Annotated in this window: 16 protein-coding genes; 9 read left to right on the top strand and 7 right to left on the bottom strand. The window is 68.8% G+C overall.

Annotated features, from left to right (window positions below; translation table 11 throughout):
- From RH861_RS16110 to dusB, 5 genes are all read right to left on the bottom strand, one after another.
- Positions 1-1,098, bottom strand: a complete 1,098-nt coding sequence (locus RH861_RS16110) for an ABC transporter permease (RefSeq protein WP_067950262.1) — start codon at positions 1,096-1,098, stop codon at positions 1-3.
- An 86-nt stretch (positions 1,099-1,184) separates the two neighbouring features.
- A complete protein-coding gene (locus RH861_RS16115; protein WP_310521835.1) occupies positions 1,185-2,819 on the bottom strand; it encodes an ABC transporter substrate-binding protein in 1,635 nt (544 codons plus the stop codon).
- A gap of 232 nt (positions 2,820-3,051) precedes the next feature.
- A complete protein-coding gene (gene dnaG / locus RH861_RS16120) occupies positions 3,052-5,028 on the bottom strand; it encodes a DNA primase (protein ID WP_310521836.1) in 1,977 nt (658 codons plus the stop codon).
- Positions 5,029-5,077: 49 nt separating this feature from the next.
- Entirely contained in the window at positions 5,078-6,337 is a 1,260-nt protein-coding gene (locus RH861_RS16125; protein ID WP_310521837.1) for a deoxyguanosinetriphosphate triphosphohydrolase, read from the bottom strand.
- A gap of 4 nt (positions 6,338-6,341) precedes the next feature.
- Entirely contained in the window at positions 6,342-7,496 is a 1,155-nt protein-coding gene (gene dusB / locus RH861_RS16130; protein WP_374760996.1) for a tRNA dihydrouridine synthase DusB, read from the bottom strand.
- A 93-nt stretch (positions 7,497-7,589) separates the two neighbouring features.
- Here dusB and RH861_RS16135 point away from each other — a divergent pair, with 93 nt between their 5' ends.
- Positions 7,590-8,075, top strand: a complete 486-nt coding sequence (locus tag RH861_RS16135) for an aminoacyl-tRNA deacylase (protein ID WP_067950270.1) — start codon at positions 7,590-7,592, stop codon at positions 8,073-8,075.
- A gap of 226 nt (positions 8,076-8,301) precedes the next feature.
- On the opposite strand, the gene RH861_RS16140 is transcribed toward RH861_RS16135, so the two are convergent.
- Together RH861_RS16140 and RH861_RS16145 are read right to left on the bottom strand one after the other, a co-directional pair.
- Entirely contained in the window at positions 8,302-8,967 is a 666-nt protein-coding gene (locus tag RH861_RS16140) for a DsbA family oxidoreductase (protein WP_310521839.1), read from the bottom strand.
- Between the two features lie 135 nt (positions 8,968-9,102).
- Positions 9,103-9,324: an amphi-Trp domain-containing protein gene (locus RH861_RS16145; RefSeq protein WP_310521840.1), complete on the bottom strand. Its 222-nt coding sequence runs from the start codon at positions 9,322-9,324 to the stop codon at positions 9,103-9,105.
- 108 nt (positions 9,325-9,432) lie between these two features.
- Here RH861_RS16145 and RH861_RS16150 point away from each other — a divergent pair, with 108 nt between their 5' ends.
- The 8 genes from RH861_RS16150 to RH861_RS16185 all read left to right on the top strand — a co-directional run bounded on the left by RH861_RS16150 (position 9,433) and on the right by RH861_RS16185 (position 14,956).
- Positions 9,433-9,714 carry a hypothetical protein gene (locus RH861_RS16150; protein ID WP_310521841.1) on the top strand — a complete coding sequence of 94 codons (282 nt, stop codon included), beginning with the start codon at positions 9,433-9,435 and terminating at the stop codon, positions 9,712-9,714.
- Between the two features lie 73 nt (positions 9,715-9,787).
- On the top strand, positions 9,788-10,258 hold the full coding sequence (locus RH861_RS16155; protein WP_310521842.1) for a DUF4304 domain-containing protein: 471 nt from the start codon (positions 9,788-9,790) through the stop codon (positions 10,256-10,258).
- A gap of 238 nt (positions 10,259-10,496) precedes the next feature.
- Positions 10,497-10,736, top strand: a complete 240-nt coding sequence (locus tag RH861_RS16160) for a hypothetical protein (protein WP_157356860.1) — start codon at positions 10,497-10,499, stop codon at positions 10,734-10,736.
- A 133-nt stretch (positions 10,737-10,869) separates the two neighbouring features.
- Positions 10,870-11,439, top strand: a complete 570-nt coding sequence (locus RH861_RS16165) for a GNAT family N-acetyltransferase (protein ID WP_310521843.1) — start codon at positions 10,870-10,872, stop codon at positions 11,437-11,439.
- A gap of 180 nt (positions 11,440-11,619) precedes the next feature.
- Positions 11,620-12,066 (top strand): hypothetical protein, encoded by a 447-nt coding sequence (locus RH861_RS16170; RefSeq protein ID WP_067945462.1) that lies wholly within the window; start codon positions 11,620-11,622, stop codon positions 12,064-12,066.
- Positions 12,067-12,139: 73 nt separating this feature from the next.
- Positions 12,140-12,844, top strand: a complete 705-nt coding sequence (locus tag RH861_RS16175) for a leucine-rich repeat domain-containing protein (RefSeq protein ID WP_310521844.1) — start codon at positions 12,140-12,142, stop codon at positions 12,842-12,844.
- An 84-nt stretch (positions 12,845-12,928) separates the two neighbouring features.
- Positions 12,929-14,149 (top strand): hypothetical protein, encoded by a 1,221-nt coding sequence (locus RH861_RS16180; protein WP_310521845.1) that lies wholly within the window; start codon positions 12,929-12,931, stop codon positions 14,147-14,149.
- A 156-nt stretch (positions 14,150-14,305) separates the two neighbouring features.
- Positions 14,306-14,956: a hypothetical protein gene (locus tag RH861_RS16185; RefSeq protein WP_310521846.1), complete on the top strand. Its 651-nt coding sequence runs from the start codon at positions 14,306-14,308 to the stop codon at positions 14,954-14,956.
- Positions 14,957-15,078 lie beyond the last annotated feature (122 nt).

A 15,078-nucleotide genomic window follows, 5' to 3' on the forward strand; every position in this document is an offset into this window, starting at 1 on the left:
TCAGTACCTCACCCTCGGGTCGATGAACGCCGCGATGATGTCGACGACGAAGTTCGTGAGCGCGACGATCACCGCGAGCAGCGCGACGATGCCCTGGACGGCGACGAAGTCCCGCGATTCGAGGAACTCGGCGAGGATGAAGCCGAGGCCCTTCCACTCGAACGTCGTCTCGGTGAGGACCGCGCCGGCGAGCAGGAGCGCGATCTGCATGCCGATGACGGTGATGATCGGGATGAGCGCCGGGCGGTACGCGTGCCGCTTGAGCAGCCGCCGCTCGCTGACGCCCCGCGAGCGGGCCGCGTCGACGTAGTCCGTCGCGAGGGTGCCGATCACGTTCGTGCGCACCAGGCGGAGGAAGATGCCAGCGGTGAGCAGGCCGAGCGCGATCGCGGGCAGCACGGCGTGGGAGAGCACGTCGGCGACGACGCGGGGGTCGCCGGTGAGGATCGCGTCGACCGTATAGAGCCCGGTGCGTGTGTCGAGCAGTTGCATCTGGATCTCGGAGCTCACGGTCGCCCGCCCGGCGACGGGCAGCCACTTCAGCCACACCGCGAAGACGAGCTTGAGCAGGAGGCCGGCGAAGAAGATCGGGATGGCGTACCAGAGGATCGCGAGCACGCGGTACACCGCGTCCTGCGGACGGTCGCGGTGGTAGGCGGCGCGCAGGCCGAGCGGGATGCCCACGGCGAAAGCGACGATGAGCGAGTAGAAGACGAGTTCGAGCGTCGCGGGGCCGTAGGTGAGCAGCACCTCGATCACCGGACGGTTCGTGGTGATGGTCTCGCCGAAGTTGCCCGTGAAGATCTGGCCGAGGTACTCGACGTACTGGACGAGGATCGGCCGGTCGTAGCCCGCCTCGGCCCGCAGTGCGGCGAGCTGGTCGGCGCTGAGCCGTCCGCCCTGCGCGGCGGTGATCGGGTCGCCCGTGGTCCGCATCAGGAAGAAGACGACGGTGACGAGGATGAAGATCGTGGGGAAGATCAGCAGGAAGCGGATGAGCAGGTACCTGGCGAATCCGCCGCCCTGCGCCTTCGCCTTCGGCCGATCCGGTTGGGGTATGCCCTCCGACGGGGACACGGTGTCAGCAGTGGTGCTCATGGATTCCTCAGGGGTACAGGGGAACGGGGGCGACCCGCGGTAGCAGATCGCCCCCGTCGTCGAGCTTCAACGACTCTAGCCCGTGGCTAGCCCTTCGACAGCGCCGCGTAGCGGAACTTGAACGACGCGTCGAGCGTGTCCTCGGCACCCTCGACGTCGGCGCCCACCACGGCGATCTGCGCGCCCTGCATGTACGGCAGGGTCGACAGGTCGGCCGCGACCTTCTCCTGGATCTCGCCGATGAGCGCCTCGCGCTCGGCGGGGTCGGCCGTGACGGCCTGCTGCAGGATGAGGTCGTTCACCTCGGGGTTGTCGTAGTGGTTCGCGAGGAAGTTCTCCGTGAGGAAGAACGGCGTGAGGTAGTTGTCGGCGTCCGAGTAGTCCGGGAACCAGCCGAGCTGGTACACCGGGTACAGGTCGGCGACGCGGTCGTCGGAGTACTGCACCCACTCGGTCGACTGCAGGTTCACCGAGAACAGGCCGTCGGCCTCGAGGCTGTCCTTGATGACCGCGTACTCGTCCGACGACGACGGGCCGTAGCGCTCCGCGACGTACTGGATGCTGATGTCCAGCGGCGTCTCGATGCCGGCCTCCTCGAGGACCGCGGCGGCCTTCTCGGCGTCGGGCGCGCCGTTGCCATCGCCGTACAGCTCCTTGAGCGACTCGTTCGCGCCGGTCAGCCCCTCGGGGACGTAGGAGTACAGCGGGGTGAAGGTGCCCTTGTACACGTCCTCCGAGATCGCGTCGCGGTCGATGAGGTGCGCGATGGCCTGGCGGACGGCCAGCGCCTTCGCCTCGTCGGCCTCGGGCGTGGTCGCCCCGAACGGCATCGTGTTGAAGTTGAAGACCATGTAGCGGATCTCGCCGCCGGGGCCGTCGACGACCTTCACGTTGTCGTTGCCGCGGAGGTCCTCGATGTCGGTCGCGCTGAGCGTGCGGTGCGCGACGTCGATGTTGCCCTCCTGGACGTCGAGCTTCAGGTTCGACGCGTCGGTGTAGTAGCGGACGTTCACCGTCTCGGTCTTCGCCTCGCCGAGCAGGCCCTGGTAGTCGGGGTTCGCCGTGTAGGAGACGAGCTCGTTGAAGTTGTAGTTCGAGATGGTGTACTGACCGGCGAACGCCTCGCCCTCGACGATCTCGTCGTCGGAGGTGAGCGAGTCGGCCGAGAAGACGTCCTCGTCGACGATCGGGCCGACCGGGCTCGAGAGGATCTGCGGGAAGATCTGGTCGTTCGGCGACTTGAGCGTGAAGACGACGGTGAGGTCGTCGGGCGCCTCGACGCTGTCGAGGTTGTACAGCAGCGACGACGGGCCGTTGGGGTCGGCGATCGCGAGCTGGCGGTCGAAGGAGAACTTCACGTCGGACGAGGTGAGCTCGTTGCCGTTGGCGAAGGTGAGGCCGTCCTTCAGGGTCACCGTGTACTCGGTGTCCGAGGTGAACTCGGCCGACTCGGCGATGTCCGGCTCGACGTCCGGGCTGCCGTAGGGCGTGTTCATCAGGAACGGGTACACCTGGTTCATGACCGCGAACGAGCCGTTGTCGTACGAGCCGGCGGGGTCGAGCGCGGTGATCTGCTCGGTGGTGCCGATCGTCAGCGTGCCGGCGGCGTCGCCGCCGTCGTCGCTCCCGCCGGCCGTGCAGCCGGTGAGGGCGAGGGCCGTGGCGGAGAAGCCCGCGGCGAACGCGAGCGCGCGCCTGCGGTTCGTGGATGCGGATGCCATATCCGTCTACCTCTTCCTGTCGGGTGACCGCGCGCGGGGTCGCCGCGGCGCGATCTGGTATCTCTCAGGCCTAGCACAACCAGCGTCCCCCGTTCGGGGTGCGGCGTCCCCCGAGGCCTGAATGTGACCGTTCTGCAACGTTGCGCTCAGATGAGCACCGCGCCGGCTGAGCGCTCCTCAGTTCGGGCGACGAGCGGGGCGACGGATGCCGCGGCGGCGAGGCTCGTCACCGTCAGTCGCCGCGCAGCCGGCGACGCTCCTGCTCGAGCGCGACGAGACCGCGCTGGATCGCGGCGTAGGTCGCGGTGTCGCCGCGGTCGGTGCGCTGGAGCCGGCCGAGGAGCTCCTGCTTCTGACGGAGCAGCTCGCGGTCGACGAGCGCGCCGACGACGCCGCGGACGTAGGCGGTGAGCTCGACGGCGTTGCGCTGCGGCACCGGGAGCACCGCGAGCTGCTGCACGATCGACGCGAACGGCGCGGGCACCTCGGTGACGACGCGGTCGACGGTCACCGTCGCGGTCGCGGTCGAACCGGGTGCGGGCGCACCCGTGGCCGTGGTGGCGAGCGCCGAGGCGATGCCGTCGCGGACCACGGCGAGCGTGGCGTTGCCGAACCGGCAGTCGATGCCCTGACGCAGCAGGTCGATCCCGACCGCCTCCGGGTACTGGAGCATGGCCTGCAGGGCGTCCCGCTCCAGGCGCGTGGCCGGGTCGTTCGGCAGGTGGCGGATCGAGTAGGCGCGTTCGGGTTCGCCGTCCTGGGTGGGAGCGTTCCGGGCCGCGCCGCCGCCCTCGGGCGGGCGGCGATCCCCAGGTGCGCCGTCCGGCCCCGGCCGCCCTCGGCGCTCTTGCCCGCGCTCGTCGCGTTCGCCCCGACCCTGTCCTCCGCGCTCGCGGCCCTCCGCCGCGCGGACCGCACGGCCGACCTCGCCGAGTTCGACGCCGAGCATGCGCGCGAGCTCGCGCGTGTATCCGGGCCGCAGCGCCGGGTCGCGGATGTCGGCGACGATGGGCGCCGCGGCCCGCAGCGCGTTGACGCGACCCTCGACCGTCTCGAGGTCGAACCGCGAGAGCGTGTGCCGGATGACGAACTCGAACATCGGCGTCTTCGCCTCGACGAGCGAGCGCACCGCGGCGTCGCCCCGCGCGAGACGCAGGTCGCACGGGTCGAGGCCGTCGGGCGCGACCGCGACGAACGTCTGCGCCGCGAACCTCCGCTCCTCGCCGAACGCGCGCATCGCCGCCTTCTGCCCAGCTTCGTCGCCGTCGAACGTGAACACGACCTCGCCCACGCCGGAGTCGTCGCCCAGCACGCGGCGGAGCACCTTGATGTGGTCGACGCCGAACGAGGTGCCGCAGGTCGCGATCGCGGTGGTCACGCCCGCGAGGTGGCAGGCCATGACATCCGTGTACCCCTCGACCACGACGACGCGGTGCGACTTGGCGATGTCGCGCTTGGCGAGGTCGAGCCCGTAGAGCACCTGCGCCTTGTGGTAGATCGCGGTCTCGGGGGTGTTCAGGTACTTGGGGCCGTTGTCGTCCTCGAGCAGGCGGCGCGCGCCGAATCCGACGGTCTGGCCGGTGACGTCGCGGATCGGCCAGACGAGCCGCCCGCGGAATCGGTCGTACACGCCGCGGTCGCCCTGGGAGACGAGGCCGGCCGCCGCGAGTTCTTCGCTCGTGAAGCCGCGCCCGCGCAGGTGGTTCGTGAGCGCATCCCAGCTCTTCGGCGCGAAGCCGACGCCGAACCGGCGCGCCGCCTCGGCGTCGAAGCCGCGCTCGCCGAGGAAGCGGCGCCCCACCTCGGCCTCGGGCGAGCCGAGGCGTTCGACGAAGAACTCCGCCGCGGCCTGGTTCGCGGAGAGCAGCCGGGCGCGGTTGCCGTGCTCGGCTGCCGGACCGCCGTCCTCGTAGTGGAGCTCGAATCCGAGGCGGCCGGCGAGCCGCTCGACCGCCTCGGTGAACGTCACGTGGTCCATGCGCTGCAGGAACGTGTAGACGTCGCCCGACTCGCCGCATCCGAAGCAGTGGTAGAAGCCGCGCTGGGGAGTGACGTGGAAGCTCGGGCTGCGCTCGTCGTGGAAGGGGCAGAGGCCCTTCATGGAGCCGACACCGGCGGACTTCAGCGAGACGTGCTCGCCGATGATGTCGGCGATGTTCGTGCGAGCCTTCACCTCTTCGACATCGCTCTGTCGAATGCGGCCCGCCATGGTGATCATCCTATTCCGCGGATGCCGCCCCGCGGCCGGGACGGCGGAGTCAGCGCTGCACGAGCCGCTCGTACCAGGCCAGTGCGGACTGGTCGGTGAGGCTCGCGACCTGGTCGACGACGACCCGCTTGCGCGCGGCGTCGTCGGCGGCCTGGCGCCAGTCCTCGGCGAAGCCCGCGTCGAGGTTCGCGTCGCCCGTCTCCCAGAGCACGTCGGCGAGGGCGGTGAGCACCTGCCGCTGCTGCGAGTAGATGGGCTGCCGGGTGTTCCGCGACATCACGAACGCGGCGACGATGCCCTTCAGCACCGCGATCTCGGCCTGGATCTCGCGCGGCACGACGACGTCGGCGTCGAACCGGATGAGGCTCTCGACCGGGTGGTGCGCGCGCGTGGCCTCGGTCGCGGCGTGGGCGAACCGGCCGATGAGCTGGCTCGTGAGGTTCTTCAGCGCGGCCTGGTCACGCCGGCTGCCCTCCCACGAGGAGAGCCACGCGTCGAGCGAGTCGAGCCGGTCGAAGGCGGCGATCAGCTCGTCGTGGCCGATGGCGCCGCCGATCCAGTCGTGCATCGCCGTCACCAGGTCGTCGTGGTCGACGCGCCGGCCGAGCGCAGCGACGTCGATGTAGCCGCCGACGATCGCATCCTCGAGGTCGTGCACCGAATAGGCGATGTCGTCGGAGAGGTCCATGACCTGCGCCTCGACGCAGAGCCGGCGCTCGGGGGCACCCCGTCGCATCCACTGGAACACGTCGACGTCATCGGCGTAGAAGCCGAACTTGTTGCGGCCGCTCGGGTCGCCGACGCCGGCGATCTCGGGCCACGGGTACTTGCAGCTCGCGTCGAGGCTCGCCCGGGTGAGGTTGAGGCCGAGCGGACGGCCCTCGGGCGAGAACACCTTGGGCTCGAGCCTCGTGAGGATCCGCAGCGTCTGCGCGTTGCCCTCGAACCCGCCGATGTCGGCCGCCCACGTGTTCAGCGCCTTCTCGCCGTTGTGGCCGAAGGGCGGGTGCCCGAGGTCGTGCGCGAGGCACGCGGTGTCGACCACGTCGGGGTCGAGGCCCAGGCTGCCGGCGAGCTCGCGGCCGACCTGCGCGACCTCGAGCGAGTGCGTGAGGCGGTTGCGCGCGAAGTCGAGCCCCGAGGTCGGGCTCAGCACCTGGGTCTTCGCCGCGAGCCGTCGGAGGGCGCTCGAGTGCAGGAGCCGGGCCCGGTCGCGGGCGAAGTCGCTGCGTCGGCGGTTCTCGTGCTGTTCGGGCAGGAAGCGTTCGGCGTCGGACTCGTGGTAGCCGCCGAAGAGTCGGTCGCGCACGCGCTCAGCCGCCCGACGTGTCGAGCTCGGCGTCGACGAGGGTCGTGCGGTCGTGGCCGGCGAGTTCCTGCGACTCGAGCCAGCCGTCGGGCAGGGCGGGGTTCTTCGGCGTGCCGGCGCGGCCGCGCGGTCCCTCCGCGCCCTCGCCGGGGTACGGCGTCGACCAGTCGAGCGTGCCGAGCAGGTCGTCGAGCTGGGCGAGCGACTCGACGGTCGCGAGCTTCGCGCGCAGGTCGCCGCCGACCGGGTAGCCCTTGAAGTACCAGGCGACGTGCTTGCGGATGTCGCGGCATCCGCGCTCTTCGCTGTCGAAGAACTCGGTGAGCAGCTCGGCGTGGCGACGGAACGTGCGGGCCACGTCGCCGAGGGACGGCTCGGCCTTGACGTGCTCGCCCCGGAACGCGGCCGCGAGGTCGCCGAACAGCCACGGACGGCCGAGGCAGCCGCGACCCACGACGACCCCGTCGCATCCGGTCTCGTCGACCATGCGGAGCGCGTCGTCGGCCGACCAGATGTCGCCGTTGCCGAGCACCGGCACGCTCGTCACGGTCTGCTTGAGCTTCGCGATCGCCGACCAGTCGGCCTGGCCCGAGTAGAACTCGGCGGCCGTGCGGGCGTGCAACGCGATCGACGCGACGCCCGCGCCCTCGGCGATGCGCCCCGCCTCGAGGTAGGTGAGGTGGTCGGCGTCGATGCCCTTGCGCATCTTGATCGTGAGCGGGACCTCGCCGGCGGCCTTCACGGCGCCCTCGACGATGTCACGGAACAGCCCGGACTTCCACGGGAGGGCCGCTCCCCCTCCCTTGCGGGTCACCTTGGGCACGGGGCAGCCGAAGTTGAGGTCGATGTGGTCGGCGCGGTCTTCGGCGACGAGCATCGTGACCGCCTCGGACACCGTCTTCGGGTCGACGCCGTAGAGCTGGATGGAGCGCGGGGTCTCGGACTCGTGGTGGCGGATGAGGCGCATCGACTCGGGCGTGCGCTCGACGAGCGCGCGGCTCGTGATCATCTCGCTGACGTAGAGGCCGGCGCCGAACTCGCGGCACAGCCGCCGGAAGGCCGTGTTCGTGATGCCCGCCATGGGGGCGAGGACGACCGGCACCTCGAGGTCGAGGCCGCCGATCGTGAGCGGGCGTGAGGGGGTCGTGGTCGTTGGCATCGCCATCGATTCTCCCAGACGACCGGGCCTTCCCGCCCGGCGCCCCCGCGGGTCGGCCTAGGATGCCGACATGGCCGCACTGTGGAGGATCGCATGACCGCGTTCGAGGGGCTCACCGGCGTCGAGCGCGTGCGGGCGGATGCCGCGGCGCGGAGCCTCGACATCGACGTGATCGAGCGGCCGGCCGCACGCAGCCTCGAGGAGGCCGCCGAGCTGCTCGGCATCACGCCGGCCGACATCGTGAAGTCGCTCGTGGTCAAGAAGAGCGACGACACGTACGTCTTCGCGCTCGTGCCCGGCGGCCGCAAGATCAGCTGGCCGAAGCTGCGCGCCCTGCTGTCGGTGAACAAGCTGCAGCTGCCCGACGCGTCGCTCGCGCTCGCCGCGACCGGCTACGAGCGCGGCACCATCACCCCGCTCGGGTCGACGACCCCGTGGCCCGTCATCGTCGACGCGACGATCCCGGGCCGGCGGGTCTCGATGGGCGCGGGCGAGCACGGCCGCAGCCTCTTCGTCGACGCCGACGCGCTCGTGCGCGCGTTCGACGCGACCGTCGCCGACATCACCGACCCCGAGTAGCCGGGGCGCCTGCTGCGCAGGCTGCTCTGCGTCGCGAGAGGACGCAACACGCCGCGCGCGCGCGTGCGGACGGCGTGTTGCGTCCTCTCGCGCGGGCGTAGGCGGATTCGAGCCGAGACCTACTCCCCCGACGCCTCGGGGACGACGCACACGTCGCCCTCGCACATGACGCCTTGGCCACCGAGCATGGTGAACGACGCCGGCGCGGCATCCGTCTCGCGGCCGGTCACGCGGCGGCCCCCTCGCGCTCGCCGGCGATCTGGGTCAGGACCTGCGAGAACACCTCGGCGGGCTGTGCACCGGAGACGCCGTACTTGTCGTCGAAGACGAAGAACGGCACGCCCTGGATGCCGTAGGCGCCCGCCTGCGCGATGTCGGCCTGCACGGCCGGGCCGAAGCGACCGGACTCGAGGGCCTCCCGCGCGGCATCCGCGTCGAGTCCGACCTCGACGGCGAGCTCGACGAGCGCGTCGATGCGACCCACGTGACGCCCCTCGGTGAAGTAGGCGCGGAAAAGGCGCTCCGACAGCTCGAGCTGCAGGCCGTGCTCCTTGGCGAAGTGCAGCAGCTCGTGCGCCTTCAGCGTCTTCGTGTGCACGACCGCATCGAAGTCGTACGAGAGCCCCGCCTGCGCGGCGATGCCGGTGACGCGCTCGAGCATCTGCTCGACCTGCTCGACCGGCATCCCCTTCCGGTGAGCGAGGAAGTCCACCGTCGAGCCCGCGTAGTCCACGGGCGTGTCGGGCGACAGCTCGTACGAGTGGTACTCGATCTCCACGGCGGGTGCGGCGTCACCGAGCGCGGCGATCCCGCTCTCGAGGTGGCGCTTGCCGATGTAGCACCACGGGCACGCGATGTCGGACCAGATGTCGATCTTGATGGGGCTCGTCACGCTGTGGGCCAACGGATGCCGCATCCGGCGTATTCCCGCGGCGGCACCCGTCTGCGCGCCGGGCTGACTCGGAGGCGGTTCGGGCGAGCACCCTTCGACCCTGATCGTCGCGACTCGTCCGCGGACTGCCCGCGATCACCAGGTGAGCTCGATCTCCAGCTCGTTGTCGCCATCTTCGCCGAGCTCCACCTCGACCTTGAGGTCCACCTGGTCGGGGACGCGCACGGTGATCCGCCGCCCCGCGCGCTCGAACTGAACTGAGTTGTTCTTGGCGAGGGCGTCGGCGAGTGCACGGAGCCTGGCAGCTGCCTCTTCGCGGCTCATGCGTCGCGTGTCGTCGATCTCGAACAGGTCCATGGCGTCTCCCCGTAGTGATGTGTTCTCGACCGTAGCGACCTGCGGCCATCGAGCACCAGCGTCCCGGCGTGACGATGTCGACTTGCGGGGGCTCGCTAGTGTGGCGCCATGCAGCGGATGCGTCCAGCCCTACTGAGCACGCTCATCGCCTCGGCCCTTCTCGCAGGCGGCGGGATCGCACTCTTCGCGATCACCAGTCGCATCCCCGTGTCGTTCGGGTTCGTCGCGTACGGGCCGCTCACCGGCTCGCTCTTCGCGCCTGACGGGTTCATCGTCCTGACGACACCCGCGATCATCGCCGCCGTCATCGCGGTGGTCGGCGCCGTCGGGTTCGCCGGCGCAGCCGGTTTCGCCATCGGGCACGGCCGCAGCCACGGGCCAGCCGAATAGGCGATCCGTCAGCGAGCATCGGCCGCTCTCCACGCCGGCGGCGAGTCCTCCCCGCTGTATCGTGCGAGACACCATGGTGACGCGGAGAGATCCAGTACAGGCGACGTTCGACGAGTTCGGCGCGAAGCTCGGGCTGGAGAAGCGGGCTCGGACTTGGTATCGCCGTTCGCCCGGCATGGTGGGCATTCTCAACCTGCAGAAAAGCCAGTGGGGGGCGCAGTACTACCTCAACGTGGCGTTCTGGTTCACCGCTTTGGGAGCGGAGGAATTTCCGAATGAGCGTGAGGCGCACGTGAGGTCACGCTTGGACGCCGTACTTGGACAGGCGGATGCAGCGGAGCTGACAGCGCTCCTCGACCTCGATGCACCGATTCGCGAGGCGGACCGGGTGACGGAACTCCTCCGAGTGCTCGGCGGCGAGCTTGCACCGCTGTTCGAGAAGTTCACCTCGGTCGCCGCGTTCAGGTCTCCCGCCGGACGCGAACTCTTGATGCGCGCCCTGGTTCGCCGCGAGGCGCAGCCGCTCGTCCTGGCGGACGCCTGAGGTTCGAGCCCGCGGCGATCCCCCATTGGCGCATCCGCGGTACGGTGGGCAAGTGCGCAATCGGAGGGACGCGCGTGGTACCCGACATGGCCTAGCCCTCGACACTGGACTCGACCGCTATCGATACGGCCTCGCGCGCGTACTGCGTGATGGTGTCCCTATCGGCTACCTCTCGACCACCGTGACGGTGACCCGAGAGCTTCGCCTCCTCGGGTGGTCTCGACCGGAGGAGATGATCGTGTGGTGGCTTGAGGCACCGCATGCGCCCCATCTCTTCGGCGAAGGCTCAGAGGATTGCGAGGATGGGTGGGATCTCGACGGCAGCCTCCTTCTCGAGCTGTCACGAGACGAGTTCCGTTGGAACGATCGTGAGACCTTCACGCTGAGCTGGGTCGATCGCACCGACGAAGCCGAGGAATGGCGCAGGCACTACGAACACGAGTGGGCTTCGAACCATCGCGCGACCGGCCGACGCTAACCGGGGCGGCTGAAGGCGCAGGCGACCCCTCCTCACCAGCGCTGCGCGGCGCGACCGCACATCAGACCGAGCGGCTCTGGCTCGGTCAGAACGGGCGCCGGGCGACCCCCAAGTGATGCTGGAGAATCGGGTAATGCCGCAGATTGAACCACCTGTCCTGCGAACGCCACGGACGCGGCTGAGGCCACTCGAACGATCCGACATCGCGGACCGGGCGCGCTGCGGCGATGATCCAGAAATCATGCGCATGTTCGGCGCTCCCCCCACGGCCGATACAGCAGGACCGATCACGCTACGAGCAGCGGAAGCGTGGTTCCTGGAGGTGACGGCAGAGAGCGACGCCACCCACTGGGCGATCGAGTTCGCGGGGCGCTTCATCGGTACCGCCCGACTCCACAGCATCATCCCGGCGGACCGTCGTGCGCGTTACGCCGTAGGCATCTTGGACCGCGACGCGATCGGACTCGGGCTCGGAACTGAGGTCACTCTGGCCATCCTTCGGCACGGTTTCCAGACGCTGAATCTCCACCGGATCGACCTGCGAGTGCTCGCGTACAACGATCGCGCGATTCGGTGCTACCTCCGATGCGGCTTCGTCGAGGAAGGTCGCGAACGCGACGCCGCACTGGTCGGCGGTCATTGGTACGACGATGTGATGATGAGCATTCTCGAGCACGAATGGAGCCCTCGAACTCCCCGGTAGCTCGGCACGGCAGGTTCGTTCATGGAACTCCGACCACAACGCACGAACGATCCCTTCGCGCGAAACGCTCGGGGATTCCAAATCCCACCAGCGAGTCGGACAGTCAAGGTCTGAGGCGCTGAGCTGGCCGTTTAGTCCACAATCGAGACACCGGCGATAGGCGCGGTGAGAGGAACGTTCGTGGAAAAGAGGCTCCTGTTCGACCGAGCGCCGGTGAGCGTCATGGCCGGCGCCATGGCGCTGACCACGTCAGCGGGTCTCTTCTCCATCAACGCGATACCCGTCTTCTCCCTATCTCAGTACTCGGGTTATCCCCTGACAGCGGTGATCCTGACGGTCATCGTCTTCTCGGTGTTCTCCGTCGTGGCGATATCGGTCCCGCTACTGTGCGCCTTCTTCATCTTTCGAGGGCATCGGTGGCCCTTGTTCGTCGCAACGGGCTTCGCAATCTTGACGATGATTGGCGTCGTCGATGCGGCCTTGACCTTCATCGCCGGCGCGATCGCCGGGGCGGTCGGCGCGGTGCTGCTGTGGCTCCCGTCGGCACGGGAGTACGGCCGGGCGGCGCAGCGCGAACGCCGGAGCCGACGAGGACTCATCGAGCCGAGGCAGAGCGCGCGCTCATAAGGCCGCGGCGACCAAGTTCGCACCGCCTCGCGGCCGCCGCGGATCGCTGCAGGATGTGCTGCAAGATGTTCCGGTGGCCAACTTCTTCGGACGTCGACGCGAGGCTCTCTGGCGCGTCGAGCAGTATCGAGGCCAGCGCTCGGTTGAAGTCCAGGCGACGCAACTGGAGGGCAACGGAGTCACGAAACGCAGCGAGCAGAAGCGGATCCTCGCCGAGTGGGTCGAGTTCTTGAGCGGCTCGACCACAGGCATCACGGACCTGAATCTCGTTTCTCAAGTACCGCAGGAGCTGCTCGATGCAGTTGGCGGACAGCATCAACTGAAGTCGCTTGCGGTGAAGTGGGGGCCGTACTCGGACCTGAATCCCTTGCGTTCGCTGAAGGAGCTGCGCACGCTTTCGCTCGGCGGTGCCCGCGCAGTCAAGGATTTACAACCGCTGGCGTCCCTCCACAAGCTGCACACGCTCGTGCTCGATCAGCCCTTCTCGGCTCGCAACCCGGAGGTTATCGGTCAGTTTCAGTCGCTCGAGAGGCTGGCGTTCGGCAACGGTCCAGGGACGCGCCTACCAGTCGAACAGCTGACGACGCTTGCGAAGCTTCCCAACCTCGTCGAACTCGGCATCCCGCTTCGACGCGTATACAGGAAGATGGTGTTCGACCTCGCACCCGGCAATAAGGCATTCGCCTACCTCACGCGGGAGTACGAAGGACTTGACGCGGCTTGGCAGTCGCGAGCGAGAACGTCGAGGAGAGGGCCCGGTTCCTCGGTGCAGGCTTGAGGATACGGCTGGTGGTGTCGCGCTCGGCCCCGCGTGACCGGACGAGATCGGCCGTGCCGAGGAGCGCCGAATAGGCTGAGCGGCGTGATGTCCGCGTTCGAGCCGGAGCCGGCTTATTGGGCACGACTCGATCTGCCGGCGTCCGAAGCCGATCGCGCCGAAGACCTCGCGGGACTCCTCCGCCAACTTCGCGTGCCTGCGGCCGTGCGGCACAGCCAGTCCGAAGGCGGCACGTTCGCGCTTGTTCCGTTGGACGATGACGGGTCGCCCCTTGAAGTCGTCGACACATATGGCCCGGAACTGCAATGGTCCCGGTTGGACCAGGATCGGCTTATCAGCGGCCTGAACAGGCTGGCTGGGCGAGGAAGCACTCTTGCCGGTGAGCGCATCGAGCAGCTCGACGATGAACCCGGTGTTGAGGCGGTCCTCGAGACGGCGCCCGTTGGGTCGGGGCACGTTGACGCGATCGTGTGGACGACGCACGAGAAGCCCGGCGTGCTGGAGGCTCTCGCGGCGCGATTCGACATGTCGTTCGCCGCCGTCGACGCCGGGGAGATGGGCCTTGCGCTCACAGTCCACGATCCGGCGGACCGTGACAGGGCGTTGACGGGCGGTGTTTGGGCGATGACCGACGGCATCGCCATGTGGCGAGTTGGCGAGGAAACGTCCGCGGCCTTCATACATCGCCGTCATGCGGTCATCATGACCTGGCGGAGGCCGTGGCTCCGGGTCGACCCGAGCAAGCCCGGGCAAGTCGACCACAATGGCGCAACGGTGAGCGCGATGCTCAGCGATCTCGTGCTCGACGAGGCTGACCCTGCTGCGTGGGTCGAACGGTTCCGCCTCGACCAGGAGCGCAGCGCTCATCTGCGTGCGCTGTTCCGTCGAGGACCGCACGCTGCAGCACTTCACGATCTCTGTGCGATCCTTCGGATTCACCCATCAGCGCTCCTGCTCCTGTCCAACGATGAGGAGTCGTACGCCGACCGAATCGTGATCACTGCGCGCAGCCTTCGTCAGCAGTTTCGCGACGAGATGCGCGCCGAGGTCGAGGCCGCGGCACCCGAACCGTCAAGCTTCCGCCGCAGACACCCTCGGCTATGGCTCGCGCTATCTGCCGTCGTAATCCTCGGTCTCGTGGTCTTCGCCGCGACCGGGTGGTCCGACGGCCGCCTGACGGCTTGGATCCCGGGCCTCGTAGCCCTCATCTGGTCGGCGAGCCTCGTGATCGACGGATCAGTCCGACGAGCTCGCCGCGGCAACTCACCCCAACCCGCACCCGCCCGAGATGGGCACGACCGCTGAGGCGCCAGCCGCGGTAGATGACACGTCGTCGACATCGATGTGCCGCTCCCCGAGCCGACCGCAACCCGGTCCACCGACGATCCCTCACCAAGCTCGAGCGCTCGACTGCTGCAAGATGGGCATGGACGTGCCAGCGAGAAGTGCGAGGAACAGCAATTGAGCGATGTTGCGGCCGGCGCGGTCCCTTTTGCCCGCACGAGGTGGTTCTGGGGCACGATCGGCCTGGCGGTCCCATATGGGCTTGTGACGGCGCTGACCCTCGTCGACGCGTTTCTTGTTGATCCCTCCCGAGGCTGGGCGTTGGTCGGGGGCTCGCTCGTTCTCATCGCCGGCCTCTACGGCGCCGGCGTACTGGCGTTCCGGGTCCCTGTCCTGCGTCGCGCGCGCGCATTCAGCAGGCAGGACCGTGGGGCGCTCATTCTTGTTGGTCGTCGTGGACTGAGCACCTCCGCCGCGCTCTCAGCGGCCGTGGGCCACCCGGTTCTGGAGAAGGTCGGCGACGATTGCTTCGTCTTCTTCGCGAACAGTTCGCACCTTGGATTCATGAGTCAGGCTCGGGGCGCCGGAACCGTGCTCATCCCGATCGAGGAGGTCGAGCGCGTGGACACCGCGCGAGCGCGCATGTTCACCGGCCGCTCGGACATGCTGGTGCTGACGCTCCGAGCGCAGTCCGAGCCGATCACATTCGCTGTCCTCGACGAGCGGACACTGTGTGCGTTGACAGCGCGTCGGCCGCGGCTGCGTCGGCTCGCCGCCCAGATCGAGCACCTCTCGCGCGAGCGGGCAACGGCCGATGGCCTCCGATAGCAGGTCGCCGGCGACGCACGGACGATCCCTTAGCGGGCGTCGTGCTAGATGCTTGCCTCCCACCCGTCGTACTCGGCTTGAGGATGAACTGCAACGATTCCCTCGAAGAACATGCGAGCCTC

Origin of the sequence: Agromyces indicus (assembly GCF_031432295.1) — a bacterium.
Lineage (GTDB): Bacteria > Actinomycetota > Actinomycetes > Actinomycetales > Microbacteriaceae > Agromyces > Agromyces indicus.

Bases quoted from the DNA above. Each gene is read 5' to 3' on its own strand.
- RH861_RS16165 (WP_310521843.1), top strand. From the start codon at position 10,870: ATGCCGCAGATTGAACCACCTGTCCTGCGAACGCCACGGACGCGGCTG.
- dnaG (WP_310521836.1), bottom strand. From the start codon at position 5,028: ATGGCGGGCCGCATTCGACAGAGCGATGTCGAAGAGGTGAAGGCTCGC.
- RH861_RS16145 (WP_310521840.1), bottom strand. From the start codon at position 9,324: ATGGACCTGTTCGAGATCGACGACACGCGACGCATGAGCCGCGAAGAG.
- dusB (WP_374760996.1), bottom strand. From the start codon at position 7,496: ATGCCAACGACCACGACCCCCTCACGCCCGCTCACGATCGGCGGCCTC.
- RH861_RS16110 (WP_067950262.1), bottom strand. From the start codon at position 1,098: ATGAGCACCACTGCTGACACCGTGTCCCCGTCGGAGGGCATACCCCAA.
- RH861_RS16155 (WP_310521842.1), top strand. From the start codon at position 9,788: ATGGTGACGCGGAGAGATCCAGTACAGGCGACGTTCGACGAGTTCGGC.
- RH861_RS16115 (WP_310521835.1), bottom strand. From the start codon at position 2,819: ATGGCATCCGCATCCACGAACCGCAGGCGCGCGCTCGCGTTCGCCGCG.
- RH861_RS16150 (WP_310521841.1), top strand. From the start codon at position 9,433: ATGCAGCGGATGCGTCCAGCCCTACTGAGCACGCTCATCGCCTCGGCC.
- RH861_RS16135 (WP_067950270.1), top strand. From the start codon at position 7,590: ATGACCGCGTTCGAGGGGCTCACCGGCGTCGAGCGCGTGCGGGCGGAT.